Consider the following 16,439-nt stretch of genomic DNA (forward strand, 5'->3'; position numbering starts at 1 on the left):
TGGTGCACCATCTCAGCATGGACATCAGCAACACGCAGGTGAGCGCCCACCCGTTCCTGAAGGCGCTCTACGAGGACGGCTACTACCCCGACGACGCGGTGGACCGGGGCAAGGGCATCCTGCTGCGCCTGTGCGAGCGCATCGAGGCCGAGCGGCCCGCGGACCTCGCCGCGCTGTACGTCCTGACCCACGCGGCCACCGAGGAGTTCAACGACCTCCAGGACGAGGACTTCGACATAGAGACCGTGGCCCGCGAAGAGCTGGCCGGGGAGTTCTGGTTCGTCTCCCGGGCCTACGGCTTCGCCGACGCGGACGTGGAGGAGCTGATCGCCCCCCGCGACTGGTGAGACGCGCACCGCCCCGGCCGGGCACAGGCCGACCGGGGCGGTGTCGCACAGCGGGTCCGCGTCAGCTCAGGGACGCGAGCGCCTCGTTCCACGTCGTCGACGGGCGCATGATCTTCGCGGCCTTGGCCGGGTCGGGCTGGTAGTAGCCGCCGATCTCGGCCGGGTTGCCCTGGACGGTGTTCAGCTCCTCGACGATCTTCTGCTCGTTCGCGGCGAGCGTCTCGGCGAGCGCGGCGAAGGCCTTCGCCAGGTCCGCGTCCTCGGTCTGCGCGGCCAGCTCCTGGGCCCAGTACAGGGACAGGTAGAAGTGGCTGCCGCGGTTGTCGATGCCGCCGACGCGACGGGTCGGGGACTTGTCCTCGTTGAGGAAGGTCGCCGTGGCGCGGTCGAGGGTGTCGGCGAGGACCTTGGCGCGGGAGTTGCCCGTGAAGTCGGCGAACTGCTCCAGGGAGGGGACCAGCGCGAAGAACTCACCGAGGGAGTCCCAGCGCAGGTAGTTCTCCTTGACCAGCTGCTGGACGTGCTTCGGGGCGGAACCGCCGGCGCCCGTCTCGAACAGGCCGCCGCCCGCCATCAGCGGGACCACCGACAGCATCTTGGCGCTGGTGCCCAGCTCCAGGATCGGGAACAGGTCGGTGAGGTAATCACGCAGCACGTTGCCGGTGACGGAGATGGTGTCCTCGCCGCGGCGGATGCGCTCCACCGACAGCTTGGTCGCCTCGACCGGGTTCAGGACGCGGATGTCCAGGCCCTCGGTGTCGTGCTCGGTCAGGTACTGCTCGACCTTGGCGATCAGGTTGGCGTCGTGCGCGCGGGTCTCGTCCAGCCAGAACACGGCCGGGTTCCCGGTGGCGCGGGCGCGGGTGACGGCCAGCTTCACCCAGTCACGGATCGGCGCGTCCTTGGTCTGGCAGGCGCGGAAGATGTCGCCGGCGGAGACCGTCTGCTCGATGACGGCGTTGCCGTTCTGGTCCACCAGGCGGACCGTGCCGGTGGTCTGGATCTCGAAGGTCTTGTCGTGGGAGCCGTACTCCTCGGCCTTCTGCGCCATGAGGCCGACGTTCGGCACCGAGCCCATGGTCGACGGGTCGTAGGCGCCGTTCGCACGGCAGTCCTCGATCACGGCCTGGTAGACACCGGCGTACGACGAGTCCGGCAGGACCGCGAGGGTGTCGGCCTCCTGGCCGTCCGGACCCCACATGTGGCCGGAGGTGCGGATCATGGCCGGCATCGAGGCGTCGACGATCACGTCGGACGGCACGTGCAGGTTGGTGATGCCCTTGTCGGAGTCGACCATCGCCAGGGCGGGGCCCTCGGCGAGCTCGGCGTCGAAGGACGCCTTGATCTCGGCGCCCTCGGGCAGGGACTCCAGGCCCTTGTAGATGCCGCCCAGACCGTCGTTCGGGGTCAGGCCGGCCGCGGCGAGCGTCGGGCCGTACTGCGCGAAGGTCTTCGGGAAGAACGCGCGCACCACGTGACCGAAGATGATCGGGTCCGAGACCTTCATCATCGTGGCCTTCAGGTGCACCGAGAACAGCACGTCCTCGGCCTTGGCGCGGGCGATCTGCGCCGTGAGGAACTCGCGCAGCGGGGCCACGTGCAGCACCGACGCGTCGACGACCTCGCCCTCGAGGACCGGTACGGACTCGCGCAGCACGGTCGTGGAGCCGTCGTCGCCGACCAGCTCGATCCTCAGCGAGCCGGCCTCGGAGATCACGACGGACTTCTCGGTGGAGCGGAAGTCGTCCACGCCCATGGTCGCCACGTTCGTCTTCGAGTCCGAGGACCAGGCGCCCATGCGGTGCGGGTGGGTCTTGGCGTAGTTCTTGACCGAGGCGGGGGCGCGGCGGTCGGAGTTGCCCTCACGCAGGACCGGGTTCACGGCGGAGCCCTTGACCTTGTCGTAGCGGGCCTGGATGTCCCGCTCCTCGTCGGTCTTCGGGTCGTCCGGGTAGTCCGGCAGCGCGTAGCCCTGGGCCTGCAGTTCGGCTACGGCGGCCTTGAGCTGCGGGATCGACGCCGAGATGTTCGGCAGCTTGATGATGTTGGCCTCGGGCGTCTTCGCCAGTTCGCCCAGCTCGTGCAGGGCGTCCGGGATCCGCTGGTCCTCGGTCAGGTACTCCGGGAACACGGCGATGATGCGCCCGGCCAGCGAGATGTCCCGCGTCTCCACGGAGACACCCGCCTGCGAGGCGTACGCCTGGACCACCGGCAGGAAGGAATACGTCGCCAGGGCCGGGGCCTCGTCAGTGTGCGTATAGATGATGGTCGAGTCAGTCACCGGGTGCTCCGCTCCACGTCTGCAACATTGCTCGACATCAAGATATCTCGTGATCGAGCCGGGCTCGACAGCGGTCCTCGACTGCTTCGGAAGATCTCGTGCCGCCTCTGAGGCAACCGAGTCGTCTGATCTTGTAGTCATGCACGTTGATCGCAGTCATCCGACGGCCGGGCCCGACCACCCGGCTGCCCGAGGGAAAGCAGACCATGAGATATCGCACCAGAGTGACGGCACCGGCAGCTCTGCTCGGCACCGTGGCGGCCCTGGCCGTGGCCGCCCCGGCGCACGCGGACCCGCAGACCGCCACCCCTGGCCCGGAGACCCTCGGGGATCCCGTCTTCCCGGGCCTCGGCAATGACGGCTTCCGCGTCTCCGCCTACCACCTCGACCTCACGTACGACGCCACTACCCGGCTGGTCGACGCGACGGCGACCCTGACGATCGCCACCACCCAGGAGCTCGCCCGCCTCTCCCTGGACGCGCTGGGCCTCGACATACACGAGGTGCTGCTCGACGGCGTGCAGGCCGCCCGGGAGCAGGTCGGCGAGAAGCTGCGGATCACCCCGGCCGCCCCGCTGGCCGCGCGGACCACGGCGACCGTGACCGTGACGTACACGGCGGACCCGCGGGCCGCCCTCGCCCACACCGCCTGGGTCCCCACCCCGGACGGCTTCGCGGTCTGCCCCCAGCCCAACTCGGCGCACACCGTCTTCCCCTGCAACGACCACCCCTCGGACAAGGCGGACTTCACCTTCCGCATCACCGTCCCGGCCGGTCTCAAGGGCGTCGCGAGCGGCCACCTGGTCAGCACCGAGGACCTCGGCGACGGCCGGACCGCCTCCAGCTACCGGTCCCGGGAGCCGATCGCCACGGAGCTCGTACAGATCACGGTCGGCGACTACGTGATCAAGGACCGGCAGGGCCCGCACGGACTCCCGCTCAGGGACGTCGTCCCGACCGCCCGTGCCACGGCCCTGGAGCCCGCCCTCGCCCTGACCCCGAACCTGGTGAGCTGGATCGAGCAGCGGCTCGGGGCCTTCCCCTTCGAGACGTACGGCCTGCTGCCCTGCAACAGCGACGCCTCGGACGCCTTCGACTTCACGGGCCTGGAGACCCAGACCCTCACCCTGTACAAGCCGAACTTCCTGCTCCAGGCGGAGAAGAGCATCGGCTCGCACATGATGCACGAGCTGGTCCACTCCTACTTCGGCAACAGCGTGAGCCCGGCGACCTGGTCCGACCTGTGGCTCAACGAGGGCCACGCCGACTTCTACGGGCTGCTGTACCGCTACGAGCGCGGCTGGACCGACTCCCTCGGCCTCACCACCATGGAAGCCCGCATGAAGGACACGTACGCGCGGGGCGACCAGTGGCGGAAGTCCTCAGGCCCCGTCGCCGCCCCGAACGAGGCCAACCTCTTCGACAGCCAGCGCTACCTCGGCGGCGTCCTCGTGCTGTACGCGCTGCGCCAGCAGGTCGGCGAGAGCGTCTTCGGCGCGATCGAGTCCACGTTCCTGGAGCGCTTCCGCAACGCCTCGGCGTCGACCGCCGACTACATCGCCGTCGCCTCGGAGGTCTCCGGCACCGACCAGTCCGGTTTCCTGCGGGACTGGCTGTACGGCACCAGGACCCCGAGGATGCCCGGCCATCCGGACTGGACGGTGACGCCGGTCAGCTCCGCGCTGCGGCAGCCGCAGAGCCGGCCGAGCGCCCCGCACGACAATTCGGCCACCCTGTAGCCGATCACGGCGGGGCCGGTGCTCCCGATCGGCCCGGACGGCCCGCGGGGCTTCGGCTTCGCGGGCCTGTGGGGCGCCGACGTGTCCAACTGGCGGGGGGCTGGCCGGGCGGTGCGGTGGGCCCCGTCCTGGCCGTTCCGAGCCCCGTACGAGCCAGGCCCGGTGCGCCGTTCCTCATCTCCGGCCTGGCCCGGAGGGCGTGACCTAGTCGAGCCGGGCGGACATCTCGCCCGGCTCGATCACGGTCTGCGCGCCGCGCTGGTGCGGAATCGACACCGAGCCCTGCTGGAGGGCCACGGTCCGCGTCGGCGCCGGGATCCGGATGCCCTCCTCGCGGTAGCGCTTGTGCAGCTGCTTGATGAACTCGTGCTTGATGCGGAACTGGTCGCTGAACTCGCCGACGCCCAGGATGACCGTGAAGCCGATCCGCGAGTCGCCGAAGGTGTGGAAGCGGACCAACGGTTCGTGCTCGGGGACCGCGCCCTCGACCCGCGTCATGACCTCGGTGACGACCTCGCAGGTGACCCGCTCGACGTGCTCCAGATCGCTGTCGTACGCCACCCCGACCTGGACCAGGATCGTCAACTGCTGCTCGGGACGCATGAAGTTGGTCATGTTGGTCTTGGCGAGCTCGCCGTTGGGGACGACGATCAGGTTGTTGGAGAGCGCGCGGACGGTCGTCTGACGCCAATTGATGTCCTCGACGTAACCCTCCTCGCCGCTGGCCAGCCGGATGTAGTCGCCGGGCTGGACGGTCTTGGAGGCGAGGATGTGGATGCCCGCGAAGAGGTTGGCGAGGGTGTCCTGGAGGGCCAGCGCGACCGCGAGACCGCCGACGCCCAGGGCGGTGAGCATGGGCGCTATGGAGATGCCGAGGGTCTGGAGCACGACCAGGAAGCCGATCGCCAGGACCAGCACCCGGGTGATGTTGACGAAGATCGTGGCCGAACCGGCGACTCCGGAGCGGGACGTGGTGACCGTCCGTACGAGCCCCGCGACCAGCCGGGCCGCCGCCACCGTGACCACGAAGATCAGCAGCACGGTCAGCACCTGGTTGACGGTGTGCTGGACCGCCTTGGTCAGCGGCAGGGCCGCCGCGGCGACGGCGACACCACCCGCGACGGCCGCCGAGGGCACCACGGTCCGCAGCGCGGCCACGAGGACGTCGTCGCCGCCCCACTTGGTGCGGTCCGCGTGCTTGCCCAGCCACTTGAGCAGCATGCGCAGCAGGAAGGCCGCCACCAGGCCCGCGACCACGGCGATGCCGGCGCCGACCATGTCGTCCATGGTGAGTTCCCGTTGAAATGCCGTCACGTTGCCACCTGTTCGAAATTGCGGAAGTGCGATCGCGTCGGCCGTGTGGAGGTTCCGTGGCCGACGCGACCGCTCATCCTGCCGTATCCGGCACGGGAGTTCGTACCGGGCGAGGCGTCGGATCGCCGGGTTTCAGACGATGCCCTCGGCGAGTTCGGCCCGCTCCCGGTCCGAGTACGCGGCCGTCGTGGGCGTTCCGTACGAAGGCCGCTCCACCTGCCCGGGCTCCACCGACCCGGCTGAAAACGACTCCCGCGCGCAGCCGCAGTCGGACGCGCTACGGCTCACGGACCGGGGAGCGTCGGGCCCGGTCCGCGACCGGTCAGATCACCTTCAGCCGCACCAGCGCGCCCAGCGTCAGCGCGCCCGGCACCAGCGGCACCCAGACCGTGATGATCCGGTAGGCGAGCACCACCGCCGTGGCCACGGCCACCGGTCCGCCGGCCGCCACCAGGGCCACCACCAGGGCCGCCTCCACCGAGCCGACCCCGCCCGGGGTGGGGACCAGGGCCACCGCGCAGGTCGCGGCCAGATACGCGAGGGCCATGTGCACGGGCGGCACCGACAGCCCCAGTGCCTGCCCCACCGCGGCGAGACCCGCCGCCTGGAGCGCCGGGAAGGCCAGCGAGCCGCCCCACAGGGCGAGCGCCCGGGACGGCCGGGTGTGCACCGAACGGGCCTCGCACAGCGCGGTCCGCAGGAAGGAGCCCACCGCTGTCCGCACCCGGCGGACACCGGCCAGGACACCCACGGCCACCGCCAGCACCGCGCCCAGGCCCAGCAGCAGCGGCCCGGCCGCCGTGTCGGGCAGCAGGGTGCCGAGCCGCAGCGCGTCCGGGAAGGCCACCAGGAGCGCGGTCAGCAGGGCGAGCCGGCCGACCGACTCCGCCAGCAGATACAGGGCCAGTGCGGCCGAGGAGCGGGCGAGCGGAACCCCGCACACGGTCATGAAGCGCAGGTTCACCGCGCCCGCCCCGAGACCCGTCGGCAGCAGGTGGTTGGCCGCGCCCGCCGCGAACTGGGTGGCCAGCAGCCGCCGCCGGGGCAGTCTCTCCACCACGGCGCCCTGCCGGGTGAAGGAGGCGGCCACCCACGTCAGACAGGTGGTACCGGCCGCGGCCACGAGCCACGGCCACTCGGCGTGGCGCAGATGACCGAAGCCCTCGGCGAGCACGGAACGGTGCCGCACCGCCACGACGGCGACCAGCAGGAGCGGGACCAGACACAGGATCTGGCGGATACGGCGGACGGGGAGGCGCTGGAAAGAGCGTCCCTGGGGGAGTTCTACCGCTGTCACACCGGGAGAGGTTCTCCCCGCCACGCCAACGGCGGGTTGCGGAAGCGGGGCCAGGGTCTTACGTACGGTCATCGAGTCCTTCCGGCGGGCGGTTGAAGTGCGGGCGTTGACCTCGATAACGCTTGAGGTTCTAAGTTCTCTCCCATGAGCATGGAGACCACAGCCTGGACACAGCTGCACAGTGTCATGAACGCCGAGCAGGAGCGCCGCCCGTTCGCCCGCACGACGCTGCGCCGCATCGGCTCGTTCGCCCGCCCGCACCGTACCCGTATCGCCCGCTTCGTCGTGATCGGGGTGGCGACCGCGCTGCTCGCCGTGGCCACGCCCGTACTGGCCGGCAAGGTCGTGGACGCGATCGTGTCGGGCGACGACGAGAGCAAGGTCGTACGCCTGGCCCTGCTCATCGCCCTGATCGCGGTCGCCGAGGCCGCGCTCGGCATCCTCGCCCGACGCCTGTCGGCCACGCTCGGGGAGGGACTCATCCTCGATCTGCGCACGGCTGTGTTCGATCATGTGCAGCGCATGCCGGTCGCGTTCTTCACACGCACTCGTACGGGAGCGCTCGTCTCCCGTCTCAACAACGACGTCATCGGCGCCCAGCGCGCCTTCAGCAACACCCTGTCAGGCGTGGTCAGCAACCTGGTCACGCTGCTGCTGACCCTGGTGGTGATGCTCACCCTGTCCTGGCAGATCACCCTGCTCGCGCTCGCGCTGCTCCCGGTGTTCGTGATCCCGGCCCGGCGCATGGGCAGCAGGATGGCCCGGATGCAGCGGGAGGCGGCCACCCTCAACGCGGCCATGGGCACCAGGATGACCGAACGCTTCTCCGCGCCGGGCGCCACCCTGGTCAAGCTCTTCGGGCGCCCCGAGCAGGAGTCCGTGGAGTTCGCGGCCCGGGCCCGTCAGGTGGCCGACATCGGCGTCCGGACCGCCACCGCCCAGTCGGTGTTCATCACCGCCCTGACCCTGGTCTCCGCCCTGGCCCTCGCCCTGGTCTACGGCCTCGGCGGCTGGTTCGCGCTGCGCGGCAGCCTGGAACCCGGCGCCGTGGTCTCCCTGGCCCTGCTGCTGACCCGGATGTACGCCCCGCTCACCGCCCTGGCCGGCGCCCGCGTCGAGGTGATGAGCGCGCTGGTCAGCTTCGAGCGGGTCTTCGAGGTGCTGGACCTGAAGCCGCTGATCGAGGACAAACCGGACGCCCGCGAGGTTCCCGAGGGGCCGGTGGCCGTCGAGTTCTCGGACGTCCGCTTCGGCTACCCGTCCGCCGACAAGGTCTCCCTGGCCTCCCTGGAGGAGGTCGCCTCCCTCGACACCCGCGGCGGCGCCGAGGTCCTGCACGGTGTCTCCTTCCGCGCCGAACCCGGCCAGACCGTGGCACTCGTCGGCTCGTCCGGCGCCGGCAAGTCGACCGTCGCGCAACTGCTGCCGCGGCTCTACGACGTCGACGAGGGCGCCGTCCGCATCGGCGGCGTCGACGTCCGCGACCTGACCGCCGGCTCCCTGCGGGCCACCCTCGGCATGGTCACCCAGGACGGCCACCTCTTCCACGACACGGTCCGCGCGAACCTGCTGCTGGCCCGCCCGGAGGCGACCGAGGGCGAGCTGTGGGACGCGCTGCGCCGCTCCCGCCTCGACGTTCTCGTACGGTCCCTGCCCGACGGCCTCGACACCGTGGTCGGCGAGCGCGGCTACCGGCTCTCCGGCGGCGAACGCCAGCGCATGACCATCGCCCGGCTGCTGCTGGCCCGCCAGCGTGTCGTCATCCTCGACGAGGCCACCGCCCACCTGGACAACACCTCGGAGGCCGCCGTCCAGGAAGCGCTCACCGAGGCGCTGGAGGGCAGGACGGCGATCGTGATCGCCCACCGTCTGTCGACGATCCGCACGGCCGACCAGATCCTGGTGGTCGAGGACGGGCGGATCGTGGAACGGGGCACGCACGAGGAACTGCTCGCCGTCGACGGGCGGTACGCGGAGCTCTACCGGACCCAGTTCACCGCACACGACAGCGGGCTGCCGGAGATCGCGGCAGCGGGCGAGACCGTGGCATAGACACGTCTCCTGAGCCGCGGCCGTCACTGCCGAAGCCACAGCCCAGGATTGTGGTGCGGGACAAGGGGTCGGGGCCGGGTCAGCCGTCCTTGCCCATGGCCTTGCGTACGGCGTCCCGCGTACGGTCGACCAGGGCGGCCATGGGCCCCATGACCATGTTCTTGGCCGCCGACTCGGTCCCGGGGTGGGGGTGGGTCGGGGCCACGGTCTCGGCCGCCTTCAGGGCGGTGGCCATCGAGGACAGGCGTGCCTGGTCCGCGTGGCGGCGGATGTGGTTGAACTCGTACCGCTCCTCCGCGCGGGCGTGCTTCATCACGTCCAGGCGCAGCGTCAGCAGTTCGGGAAGGAACTTGGGGTCGTCGGTGTCCATCCCGTCGAGCCGCGACAGGAGTTCCTTCGCCTCCCGCTCCTCGGCCAGCCGCTCGTCCGCCACCTTCGCGCCGTCCGGCACGGAGGTACGGGTGAAGGGACGGATGACCTCCTCCTCGGCCGTCTCGTGCACGGCCAGAAGCCGGACCAGGTTCCGGAACGCCGCCCGGCGCTCGTCCCCGGCCGTCCGCTCCACCTCGTCGAAGAGGTTGCGGATGTCACCGTGCTGCCGCATCAGCAGCGCCACGACGTCGGCATCGCTCGCCGCGATCCCGGCCATGTCAGCTCCTCTCCCGGGAGGCGACGTCGGGGTGCTCGCCCTCCGACTCGATGCGGTACTCGCGGCCGAACATCTCCCGGTGCTGGGCCATCACCCGCTCGCTCGGCGGCTCCTCGCCGCCGTGGATCTGCTCCTGCATCTTCTGGAAGCGCTCGTGGGCGTCCCGGACATAGCCGGTGCCCAGGGTCGTCAGGTCCATCTGGGTGTCCAGCAGACCCCGTACGAACTGCTTGTTCTCCTCGAAGGTCAGCACGTTCGGCAGCTCCGGCGCGAGGATCTCCTGCGGCTCCCGGCCGTCGTGACGGCGCATCAGATCGCAGGCGATCCGCAGGTGTTCGAGCTCCATGTTCAGGTGGAGCTCCCAGATCGCCTTCACCTTCGGGTCGGGCTCCTGCTCCATGAAGGAGTGGTAGAGGTAGCACTCGTTGTACTCGTGGTTGACCAGCTGCTCCCACCACGTCTCGCCCGGGTCGACCAGGGACTCGTAGTGGGTGACGTGCTCCTCCTCGACCAGGGCGATCTCCTGGTACAGCTGGCGGGCGATCGGCTCCATGTACTGGGGGCCGACGTTCAGGTAGAAGTTCAGGGTCTGCTGCTCGGCCGCCATGATGGTCAGCGCGTGCAACCGCGAGATCGGGTCGACCGTCGTCCGGTCGTAGGGCTCGCGCACGTTGTCGGCCGGGTGCCGGTGATGGAACTTGGTCGGCCGTCCCGGCATCACCTCCGTGAGGCCCTCCACGATCGACTCCGCCTTGCGGTGCTCGATCATCTCGTAGAGGTTGGAGTACCGGTACAGGTGGTCGAAGTCCTCCAGGACGCCGAACTCGTACGCCTGCCGCAGGTACGGGTCGGGCTCGTGGCGGGCGATCCAGCCGGTGAGGTCGACCGCGACCTGCTCGTAGGAGATCGTCGTCTCCAGGACCGAGGCGAGACCGGGCAGCAGCCAGTTGACGGCCTTCTGCTGCTGCTGCTCGATGTAACGGACCTCCGCCAGCTGCCGCTTGACGTCGAGGTCGGGACAGTGACGGGCGAACTGATGGCTGAAGAGGATCGCCTCGACCTCGATGCCGTTCATCGCGATGATGCGGCACTTGGTGTACGGGTCACCGTGGTCGGGGTCGACGGGCTCGACGTCGAGCTCGCGCCAGTTGCGCAACTGGCGGTCCAGGGGGATGCCTTGATGTTCCAGTGGGTTGAAGCCCATGGGGTTCTCCTCGGCTGTGGGCCGGAGCGGAGCCGCGCGGGTACCCGTGCCCCCGGGGTGTAACCGAGAGGTGAAGAGTGTGGAGGGACGGAATCGGCCAGACGGACGAGGACCGCCTGCACCGCCTGTCGCATCCCGTCCGTACCGGCGGTGGGCCGGCGAGGTCAGGCGGAGGAGTTCGTCTCCGTGGGGGGCGTCGACGCGGGTTCCGGCCGCGTCACGGGAAACAGCAGTGCCGTGGCGACCGTGGCGTGCAGGGAGTCCAGCGTCTTGACCTGCCGCACCGCCCTGCGCAGCAGCTCCTCCAGCCGGTCGGCGTCCAGACGCGCGTCCTGTGCCGACGCGGCGAGCAGCCCGCGCCACAGCGAGGCCTTGCCCTGCGCTCCCAGCCGCAGTGCCTCGGTCTCGACCAGCAGGGCGAGGCCGGAGCGGCGCAGCAGGCGGCCGTTGGGCTTCATCCGCGCGACCTTCTCGCCGAGCCACGCCCCGTACGTCTTGTAGCGCCTGACGGGGACGTCCAGGTCGGCGAGGAGGCGGACCAGGGCCTGCCGGTCCTGGGAGATCTCCTTCCGCAGGCTCTCCAGGGTCTCCGCATACGGCGAGCCGCGGTGCTCCTGCGTCATCCGGCGGGCGAGTTCGACGCCCGCCGTCGCGCCGGCCAGGTGGTCGTTGAGATAGATCACCAGCCGTTTCTGCCGCGTCGTACCGTCGAGGGAGGTCCGTGCCGTCGTGTTCATGGTCCCCTCCGGCTGCCGGAGTCCTGTGTTGGCCTCCGAGTGCCCCCGCCGGGCCGGTCCACCACTGTGTCCTGAAGACCCCGGCGCCGGTCTCGGGCTCGGGCCCGCCCGGCGCCGGCGTACCAGGCCACCCCCATCAGCACGGCCGGCCCCGCCTCCACGAGGTCGCCGCCGTAGTACATCCACTCGGCGCCGTGCCGCAGGTCGGCGGCGGTGAAGCCGGTGCTGACCCGGCCGCGGCCACAGCTCGTCAACAGCAGATCGAGGGCGTCGTCCGGGCCGTCGGCCTGTTCCACGCGCACAGCCAGACCCAGTCCGTCGGGCTGCCGCCGGGGCAGACCGGCCGCTCGCGAGAGCCGGACCGTGGCGCCGTACCGCCTGGGCGCGTCCAGCCAGGGCACCCCCAGTGCTCGTCGCCGTCCACGACGTCCAGAGTGGCCGTGCAGGTCAGCCCCTGCGGATGCAGAGCGGGAGCCCCGCGCAGCCGGGCCAGCCGACGGAAGCCGGCTTCAGCCGCGGGGACGGGCTCCGGCGTCCGCTCCTGGCGCCGCCGAGAGTCCCGGACCTCGTCCCGCCTCACGGACCGGACCAGCCGCTCTCCCCTGCCTCGCGCTCTTCGCTCTGTTCGCCGTCCTCGTCCTCCGTGTCCTCGCCCTCCGCCTGCGAAGGGGTGGTCCGGGGGGCGTCACGACGGCCGGACTGCTGTTCCTCGTCCGGCGTGGTCTCCAGCGGTTCGCCTTCCGCCTGGGACGGGGTCTGCTCACTCATCGTCGGCCTCACTCTCGGGGGTCCGGATGCGTCCGGGGAGACATGGGCGGAGGGACGGCGGCCGGGCGCTCATTCCCCTCTTCATCCGCGCGGCCGGGTACCCCTGGACACGCGTCCCCACTCCGGCTCCACGGCCACCGTCGTCGTCACTCTGGTCAGCGCGGGTCGTCTCGGCACCGACCCGAACCCGAAGCGCACGGGCGGGGCGACGGGGGCCGCCGGGCCGAGGTCGTCGCCCTCGAAGACCCCCGTCACCGTGCGGATCGGCCGCAGGTCCCGGGCGCCGTACCACTCACGGCGGCCCGCACGCGCGCTGCCGCGGGTGCGCACACCGGGCAGCAGCAGGCGGGCGGGAAGGGACGTGAGCACGGACCAGCCCGGTCGAGCGGCGAGCACGCCGGGCACCGCGCACAGCAGCAGCCCGAGGAGTCGTCGGCGGCCCGTAGTGAAACGCAGGTCGAGGGGGCCGGCGGTCACGCTCCAGACGTCGTCCACGACGCGCACGGCGACCGGGACGACGCGCACGGTGTCGAAGACGTAGGTGCCGCTGACGAAATCCGCCGTCTCCCGGGTGGGGGCGAGCAACAGCCGTTCCCCGTCGGGCCGTTCCAGCATCACATCGCTGAACGGCCCGAAGGGCGACCGTGGCCAGTGGCCCAGCACGATGCGGGTCCCGGAGGCCGTGCCCAGGCCGGCGATCCAGCCGTCGAAGCGCAGCCGCCCGCCACGGAAGGCATCGCCCGACCGCCCGCTCACGTGAAAAGGGGCCGCGAGGGCCCGAGCCGGACGTGCCGGACCCCGGGGGAGAAGTGCACGACGGGCTCGTCGAGCGGGGCGGGCAGACCCGCCGCGGCGGTCAGCGTCTCCTCCAGCACGTCCACGGCCGCGCCGGCCAGCGGCCAGGGCTCGTGTTCCACGGGCGTCTCCAGGAGAACCCCGAGTCGGCGGGTGTACGCCCGCCAACGCGAGGTCAGCCACACATCGCGCTCCGTCGGCTGGACGAGATCACCGGGACGCACGTCCAGGCGGTACGAGACCCGCCCGGCCCCGCGCGAGCCCGCGTACGACACGGTGTCGCCGTCCGTGCTGACGCGCAGGTCGCCCAGTGTGTACGGCGCCCCGACGGCACGAGCCGCCAGCATCAGCGGGCAGGCCACCTCGATGGACAGGAACCAGATACCGTCCCGTCCGTCCTCGCGTCGCACATAGGTCCGCAGATTGGTCTCCGCGAACGTCGGAACCCCGGGTACCGAGGCGGGGACACCCCCGGGGCGCACGTCCGCCATCACGAACGGAGTGAAACCCACCCACGCCGCCCCGTCGTACTCGTCCACGACCAGCCCCCGCGGCAGCAGAGCCTGCACCGCGGCCGGCCGGAACGGCCAGTGCACGAACGTCTGCCGCAGCCACCGGGCCCGCAGAATTGGCACCCGTACCCGCTGCTCCGCTCCGTACGCCACCACGAGCGCCGGGTCCCCACCCGAGGAGGTCGGGAAACGCACAGGCCACGGGAAGGGCCCTGACCGGAGCAGATGATGCCGCCGTACCAGGCCGAGTTTCCGGTCGGGGGCGGCGGGCACTCGCGGCGCCATGAATCAGAGTCGTCCGCCCCTTGCCGACAGCTCGCTCGCCCTCCTCGCCAAGGCGTACACCTGGCTTCCCGACCGCCGGCGCCGTACCGACGCCCCGCTCGTGCGCACCCGGCTGATGGGACAGCACGCGGTCGCCCTGCACGGCCCGGAGGCGGTGCGGTTCTTCTACGACGAACGGCATGTCGAGCGTGGAACCGCGCTCCCGGGCCCGGTGCTCAGCACTCTCTTCGGCCACGGAGCCGTGCACACCCTCGACGGTCAGGCCCACCGCGGGCGCAAGGAGATGTTCCTCTCCCTGCTCACCGGCCCCAAGGCGGTCGCCGAGCTGGTCGACCGCGTCACGGCGGTGTGGGACGAGGCGGTGCGGTCGTGGTGCGAGCGCCCGGTCGTCCTGTTCGACGAAGCGAGCCGGATTCTCACCCAGGGGGTCTGCCAGTGGGTCGGCATCCCCTTGGACGACGCCGATTCCACCGCCCGGGACATGGTCGCGATGGTCGACGGCTTCGCCACGCCGGGACCGCGCCACTGGCGGGCCCGCCGGGCCCGGGCTCGCAGTGAGGCATGGCTGGCAGGTCTGGTCGGGGACGTACGGGCGGGGAACGCCACGGCGCCCACCGGATCGGCGCTGGACGCGATCGTCCGGCACCGCGACACCGACGGCCGGCTCCTGGACCCGCACACCGCCGCGGTCGAACTGCTCAACGTCATCCGTCCCACCGTCGCCGTCTGCTGGTTCGTCGCCTACGCCGGTCACGCCCTGCGCACCCCCGGCGTGCGGGAACGGCTGCGCGAGGACGACCCCGCCTACGCCGTGGCGTTCGCCCACGAGCTGCGGCGCTTCTACCCCTTCGCGCCCTTCCTCGGCGGCCGGGCCGTGACCGATCTTGAGTGGCGGGGCGAGCCGATCCCGTCCGGCACCCTGATCCTGCTCGACCTGTACGGGCAGAACCACGATCCCGGCCTCTGGGACGAGCCGTACGCATTCGCCCCGCAGCGCTTCGTGGGGCGGCCGCCGCAGCGCGACGAACTCGTTCCGCAGGGGGGCGCGGACCGGGCCACCGGCCACCGCTGCCCCGGCGAGGACGTCACCGTCGCGCTACTGGCAGCCCTCGGTCCGAGGCTGGCCCGGTTGGAGTACGACGTGCCCGAACAGGATCTGCGGATCCCGCTGAACCGCATGCCGACGCGCGTGCGCAGCGGGTTCGTCATCCACGCGCTCCCGGTGCGTGTACCGGCGGCGGCTCACTGAGCCATTGAGCCACTGAGTCACTCCGTTGCCCGCCCGGTGTCGCACCGGGCGGGCAACGGCGTACCGAGGAGGGACCCCGCTCACCGGTCAGGCGACCGCCGCGCCACGGCTGATCCTGCGCCCGGCGGTCACGGCCGCTCCGGCTAGCGCGGCGGCGACGGCGGTCCTGCGCATCGCGGTGCGTCGCCGCCCGTGCCAGCCGCCGTGCACCGCGCCCTCCCCGGACGCCGGCACGTGCAGAGCCCCGTGGGTGGCCGGGGCCTCCTCGTCGTGATCGAGATGGCCCTTGTCCGTCTGCCGCGCCATGGCCCGCTCCGCGAGGCCGGGCGCGAACCGCGACTGGCGTACGAGAGCACGGCCGGCCGGACCGACCGCCACCTCGCGGCGGGGTCGGCGGGCGAGGTCCACGATCGTCCGGGCGACGCGTTCCGGGGTGTAGACGGGGGGCATGGCGACCACCTTCAGCCCGGTGTAGTTCGCCGCCTGCTGGAAGTGCGGGGTGTCGATGGTCGCGGGCATCACCGTGCACACGTGTACGCCCTTCACGCCCTCCACCCTCAGCTGCTGCCGCAGGCTCGAACCGAGCCCCCGGACGGCGTGCTTGGACATGCCGTACGGGTGGCTGTAAGGCTGGGACACGGCGCCCACGATGGACGAGACGTTGATCAGCGTCCCCGTCCCCTGCTCCCGCATCACCGGCAGCGCGGCCCGGGCCCCGTGCACGTATCCCATCACGTTGACGTCGAGGACCTTGCGGAAGTCCTCCAGGGGCACGTCCTCGAAGCGACCGAAGGCGTTGACCGCCGCGTTGTTCACCCAGACGTCGATCCGGCCGAACTCCGCGACCGCCCGCCGCGCGAGGTTCTCGACCGCTCCGGCGTCCGTCGTGTCCGTCGGTACGACCAGCGTCCGTGGCCCGCGATGCTTCTCGCACTCCCGGGCCGCCGCCTCCAGCGCCTCCTCGCGGCGCGCGGCCAGCACCACGGCGTAGCCCTTGCGGGCGAAAGCCTCGGCCGTGGCCCGTCCGATGCCGCTCGACGCTCCGGTCACCACCACCACATGCTCGCGCAGTCCCATACGTCGTATACGCAGAGTTGCGCGAATACATCCTATCTATGACGCGGCCTTCGCAGTGTGTTGGCCAATACTGTCCTGACTGTAGACGCGGCTAGCTCTCGGCACCTATAAATCCATCCGATGTCTAGTTCCC

Annotated in this window: 16 protein-coding genes; 4 read left to right on the forward strand and 12 right to left on the reverse strand. The window is 71.2% G+C overall.

Translation table 11 applies throughout. The features are described 5' to 3' along the window. The first annotated feature begins 17 nt into the window (after nucleotides 1–17). Nucleotides 18–347: a DUF5713 family protein gene (locus tag ABZT06_RS01860; RefSeq protein ID WP_355733309.1), complete on the forward strand. Its 330-nt coding sequence runs from the start codon at nucleotides 18–20 to the stop codon at nucleotides 345–347. Between the two features lie 61 nt (nucleotides 348–408). Here ABZT06_RS01860 and ABZT06_RS01865 read toward each other — a convergent pair whose 3' ends face one another. After that, nucleotides 409–2,628 (reverse strand): NADP-dependent isocitrate dehydrogenase, encoded by a 2,220-nt coding sequence (locus ABZT06_RS01865; RefSeq protein ID WP_355733312.1) that lies wholly within the window; start codon nucleotides 2,626–2,628, stop codon nucleotides 409–411. 206 nt (nucleotides 2,629–2,834) lie between these two features. Between ABZT06_RS01865 and ABZT06_RS01870 the strand changes: the two genes are divergently transcribed. Then, nucleotides 2,835–4,367 (forward strand): M1 family metallopeptidase, encoded by a 1,533-nt coding sequence (locus tag ABZT06_RS01870; RefSeq protein ID WP_355733315.1) that lies wholly within the window; start codon nucleotides 2,835–2,837, stop codon nucleotides 4,365–4,367. Between the two features lie 204 nt (nucleotides 4,368–4,571). Here the strand turns inward: ABZT06_RS01870 and ABZT06_RS01875 are convergent, their stop codons facing one another. The 3 genes from ABZT06_RS01875 to ABZT06_RS01885 form a co-directional block, all read right to left on the reverse strand. Beyond that, complete coding sequence (locus ABZT06_RS01875; protein ID WP_355734083.1) at nucleotides 4,572–5,654, reverse strand: mechanosensitive ion channel family protein; 1,083 nt, start codon at nucleotides 5,652–5,654, stop codon at nucleotides 4,572–4,574. 159 nt (nucleotides 5,655–5,813) lie between these two features. Further along, a complete protein-coding gene (locus tag ABZT06_RS01880; protein WP_355733317.1) occupies nucleotides 5,814–5,969 on the reverse strand; it encodes a hypothetical protein in 156 nt (51 codons plus the stop codon). Between the two features lie 34 nt (nucleotides 5,970–6,003). Continuing rightward, nucleotides 6,004–6,978 (reverse strand): lysylphosphatidylglycerol synthase transmembrane domain-containing protein, encoded by a 975-nt coding sequence (locus ABZT06_RS01885; RefSeq protein ID WP_355733320.1) that lies wholly within the window; start codon nucleotides 6,976–6,978, stop codon nucleotides 6,004–6,006. A gap of 150 nt (nucleotides 6,979–7,128) precedes the next feature. Between ABZT06_RS01885 and ABZT06_RS01890 the strand changes: the two genes are divergently transcribed. Continuing rightward, a complete protein-coding gene (locus tag ABZT06_RS01890; protein WP_355734086.1) occupies nucleotides 7,129–9,030 on the forward strand; it encodes an ABC transporter ATP-binding protein in 1,902 nt (633 codons plus the stop codon). A 79-nt stretch (nucleotides 9,031–9,109) separates the two neighbouring features. Here the strand turns inward: ABZT06_RS01890 and ABZT06_RS01895 are convergent, their stop codons facing one another. From ABZT06_RS01895 to ABZT06_RS01925, 7 genes are all read right to left on the reverse strand, one after another. After that, nucleotides 9,110–9,679 carry a hemerythrin domain-containing protein gene (locus ABZT06_RS01895; RefSeq protein WP_355733322.1) on the reverse strand — a complete coding sequence of 190 codons (570 nt, stop codon included), beginning with the start codon at nucleotides 9,677–9,679 and terminating at the stop codon, nucleotides 9,110–9,112. Between the two features lies 1 nt (nucleotide 9,680). Further along, nucleotides 9,681–10,883, reverse strand: coding sequence for a hypothetical protein (locus tag ABZT06_RS01900; RefSeq protein ID WP_355733324.1), 1,203 nt, complete (start codon nucleotides 10,881–10,883; stop codon nucleotides 9,681–9,683). A gap of 164 nt (nucleotides 10,884–11,047) precedes the next feature. Continuing rightward, complete coding sequence (locus tag ABZT06_RS01905) at nucleotides 11,048–11,620, reverse strand: hypothetical protein (RefSeq protein WP_355733326.1); 573 nt, start codon at nucleotides 11,618–11,620, stop codon at nucleotides 11,048–11,050. Further along, complete coding sequence (locus ABZT06_RS01910) at nucleotides 11,617–12,021, reverse strand: hypothetical protein (protein WP_355733329.1); 405 nt, start codon at nucleotides 12,019–12,021, stop codon at nucleotides 11,617–11,619. Before ABZT06_RS01910 ends, ABZT06_RS01905 begins: the two co-directional genes overlap by 4 nt. Nucleotides 12,022–12,196: 175 nt before the next feature. Next, nucleotides 12,197–12,388, reverse strand: coding sequence for a hypothetical protein (locus ABZT06_RS01915; RefSeq protein WP_355733332.1), 192 nt, complete (start codon nucleotides 12,386–12,388; stop codon nucleotides 12,197–12,199). A gap of 81 nt (nucleotides 12,389–12,469) precedes the next feature. Beyond that, a complete protein-coding gene (locus tag ABZT06_RS01920; RefSeq protein ID WP_355733335.1) occupies nucleotides 12,470–13,144 on the reverse strand; it encodes a hypothetical protein in 675 nt (224 codons plus the stop codon). Further along, nucleotides 13,141–13,851: a DUF2071 domain-containing protein gene (locus ABZT06_RS01925; protein WP_355733338.1), complete on the reverse strand. Its 711-nt coding sequence runs from the start codon at nucleotides 13,849–13,851 to the stop codon at nucleotides 13,141–13,143. The genes ABZT06_RS01920 and ABZT06_RS01925 overlap by 4 nt, the downstream gene beginning before the upstream one ends. Before the next feature lie 127 nt (nucleotides 13,852–13,978). On the opposite strand from ABZT06_RS01925, the gene ABZT06_RS01930 reads away from it, so the two are divergent. Next, a complete protein-coding gene (locus tag ABZT06_RS01930) occupies nucleotides 13,979–15,229 on the forward strand; it encodes a cytochrome P450 (RefSeq protein ID WP_355733341.1) in 1,251 nt (416 codons plus the stop codon). 87 nt (nucleotides 15,230–15,316) lie between these two features. Here the strand turns inward: ABZT06_RS01930 and ABZT06_RS01935 are convergent, their stop codons facing one another. Then, a complete protein-coding gene (locus ABZT06_RS01935) occupies nucleotides 15,317–16,306 on the reverse strand; it encodes an SDR family oxidoreductase (RefSeq protein WP_355733343.1) in 990 nt (329 codons plus the stop codon). Nucleotides 16,307–16,439: the final 133 nt, after the last annotated feature.

This window comes from Streptomyces sp. NPDC005483, from assembly GCF_040606035.1.
Taxonomy (GTDB): Bacteria; Actinomycetota; Actinomycetes; order Streptomycetales; family Streptomycetaceae; genus Streptomyces.

Coding starts and splice junctions, on each gene's coding strand:
- ABZT06_RS01860 (WP_355733309.1), top strand. CDS start 18: ATGGACATCAGCAACACGCAGGTGAGCGCCCACCCGTTCCTGAAGGCG.
- ABZT06_RS01870 (WP_355733315.1), top strand. CDS start 2,835: ATGAGATATCGCACCAGAGTGACGGCACCGGCAGCTCTGCTCGGCACC.
- ABZT06_RS01875 (WP_355734083.1), bottom strand. CDS start 5,654: ATGGACGACATGGTCGGCGCCGGCATCGCCGTGGTCGCGGGCCTGGTG.
- ABZT06_RS01890 (WP_355734086.1), top strand. CDS start 7,129: ATGGAGACCACAGCCTGGACACAGCTGCACAGTGTCATGAACGCCGAG.
- ABZT06_RS01895 (WP_355733322.1), bottom strand. CDS start 9,679: ATGGCCGGGATCGCGGCGAGCGATGCCGACGTCGTGGCGCTGCTGATG.
- ABZT06_RS01900 (WP_355733324.1), bottom strand. CDS start 10,883: ATGGGCTTCAACCCACTGGAACATCAAGGCATCCCCCTGGACCGCCAG.
- ABZT06_RS01905 (WP_355733326.1), bottom strand. CDS start 11,620: ATGAACACGACGGCACGGACCTCCCTCGACGGTACGACGCGGCAGAAA.
- ABZT06_RS01915 (WP_355733332.1), bottom strand. CDS start 12,388: ATGAGTGAGCAGACCCCGTCCCAGGCGGAAGGCGAACCGCTGGAGACC.
- ABZT06_RS01930 (WP_355733341.1), top strand. CDS start 13,979: ATGAATCAGAGTCGTCCGCCCCTTGCCGACAGCTCGCTCGCCCTCCTC.
- ABZT06_RS01935 (WP_355733343.1), bottom strand. CDS start 16,306: ATGGGACTGCGCGAGCATGTGGTGGTGGTGACCGGAGCGTCGAGCGGC.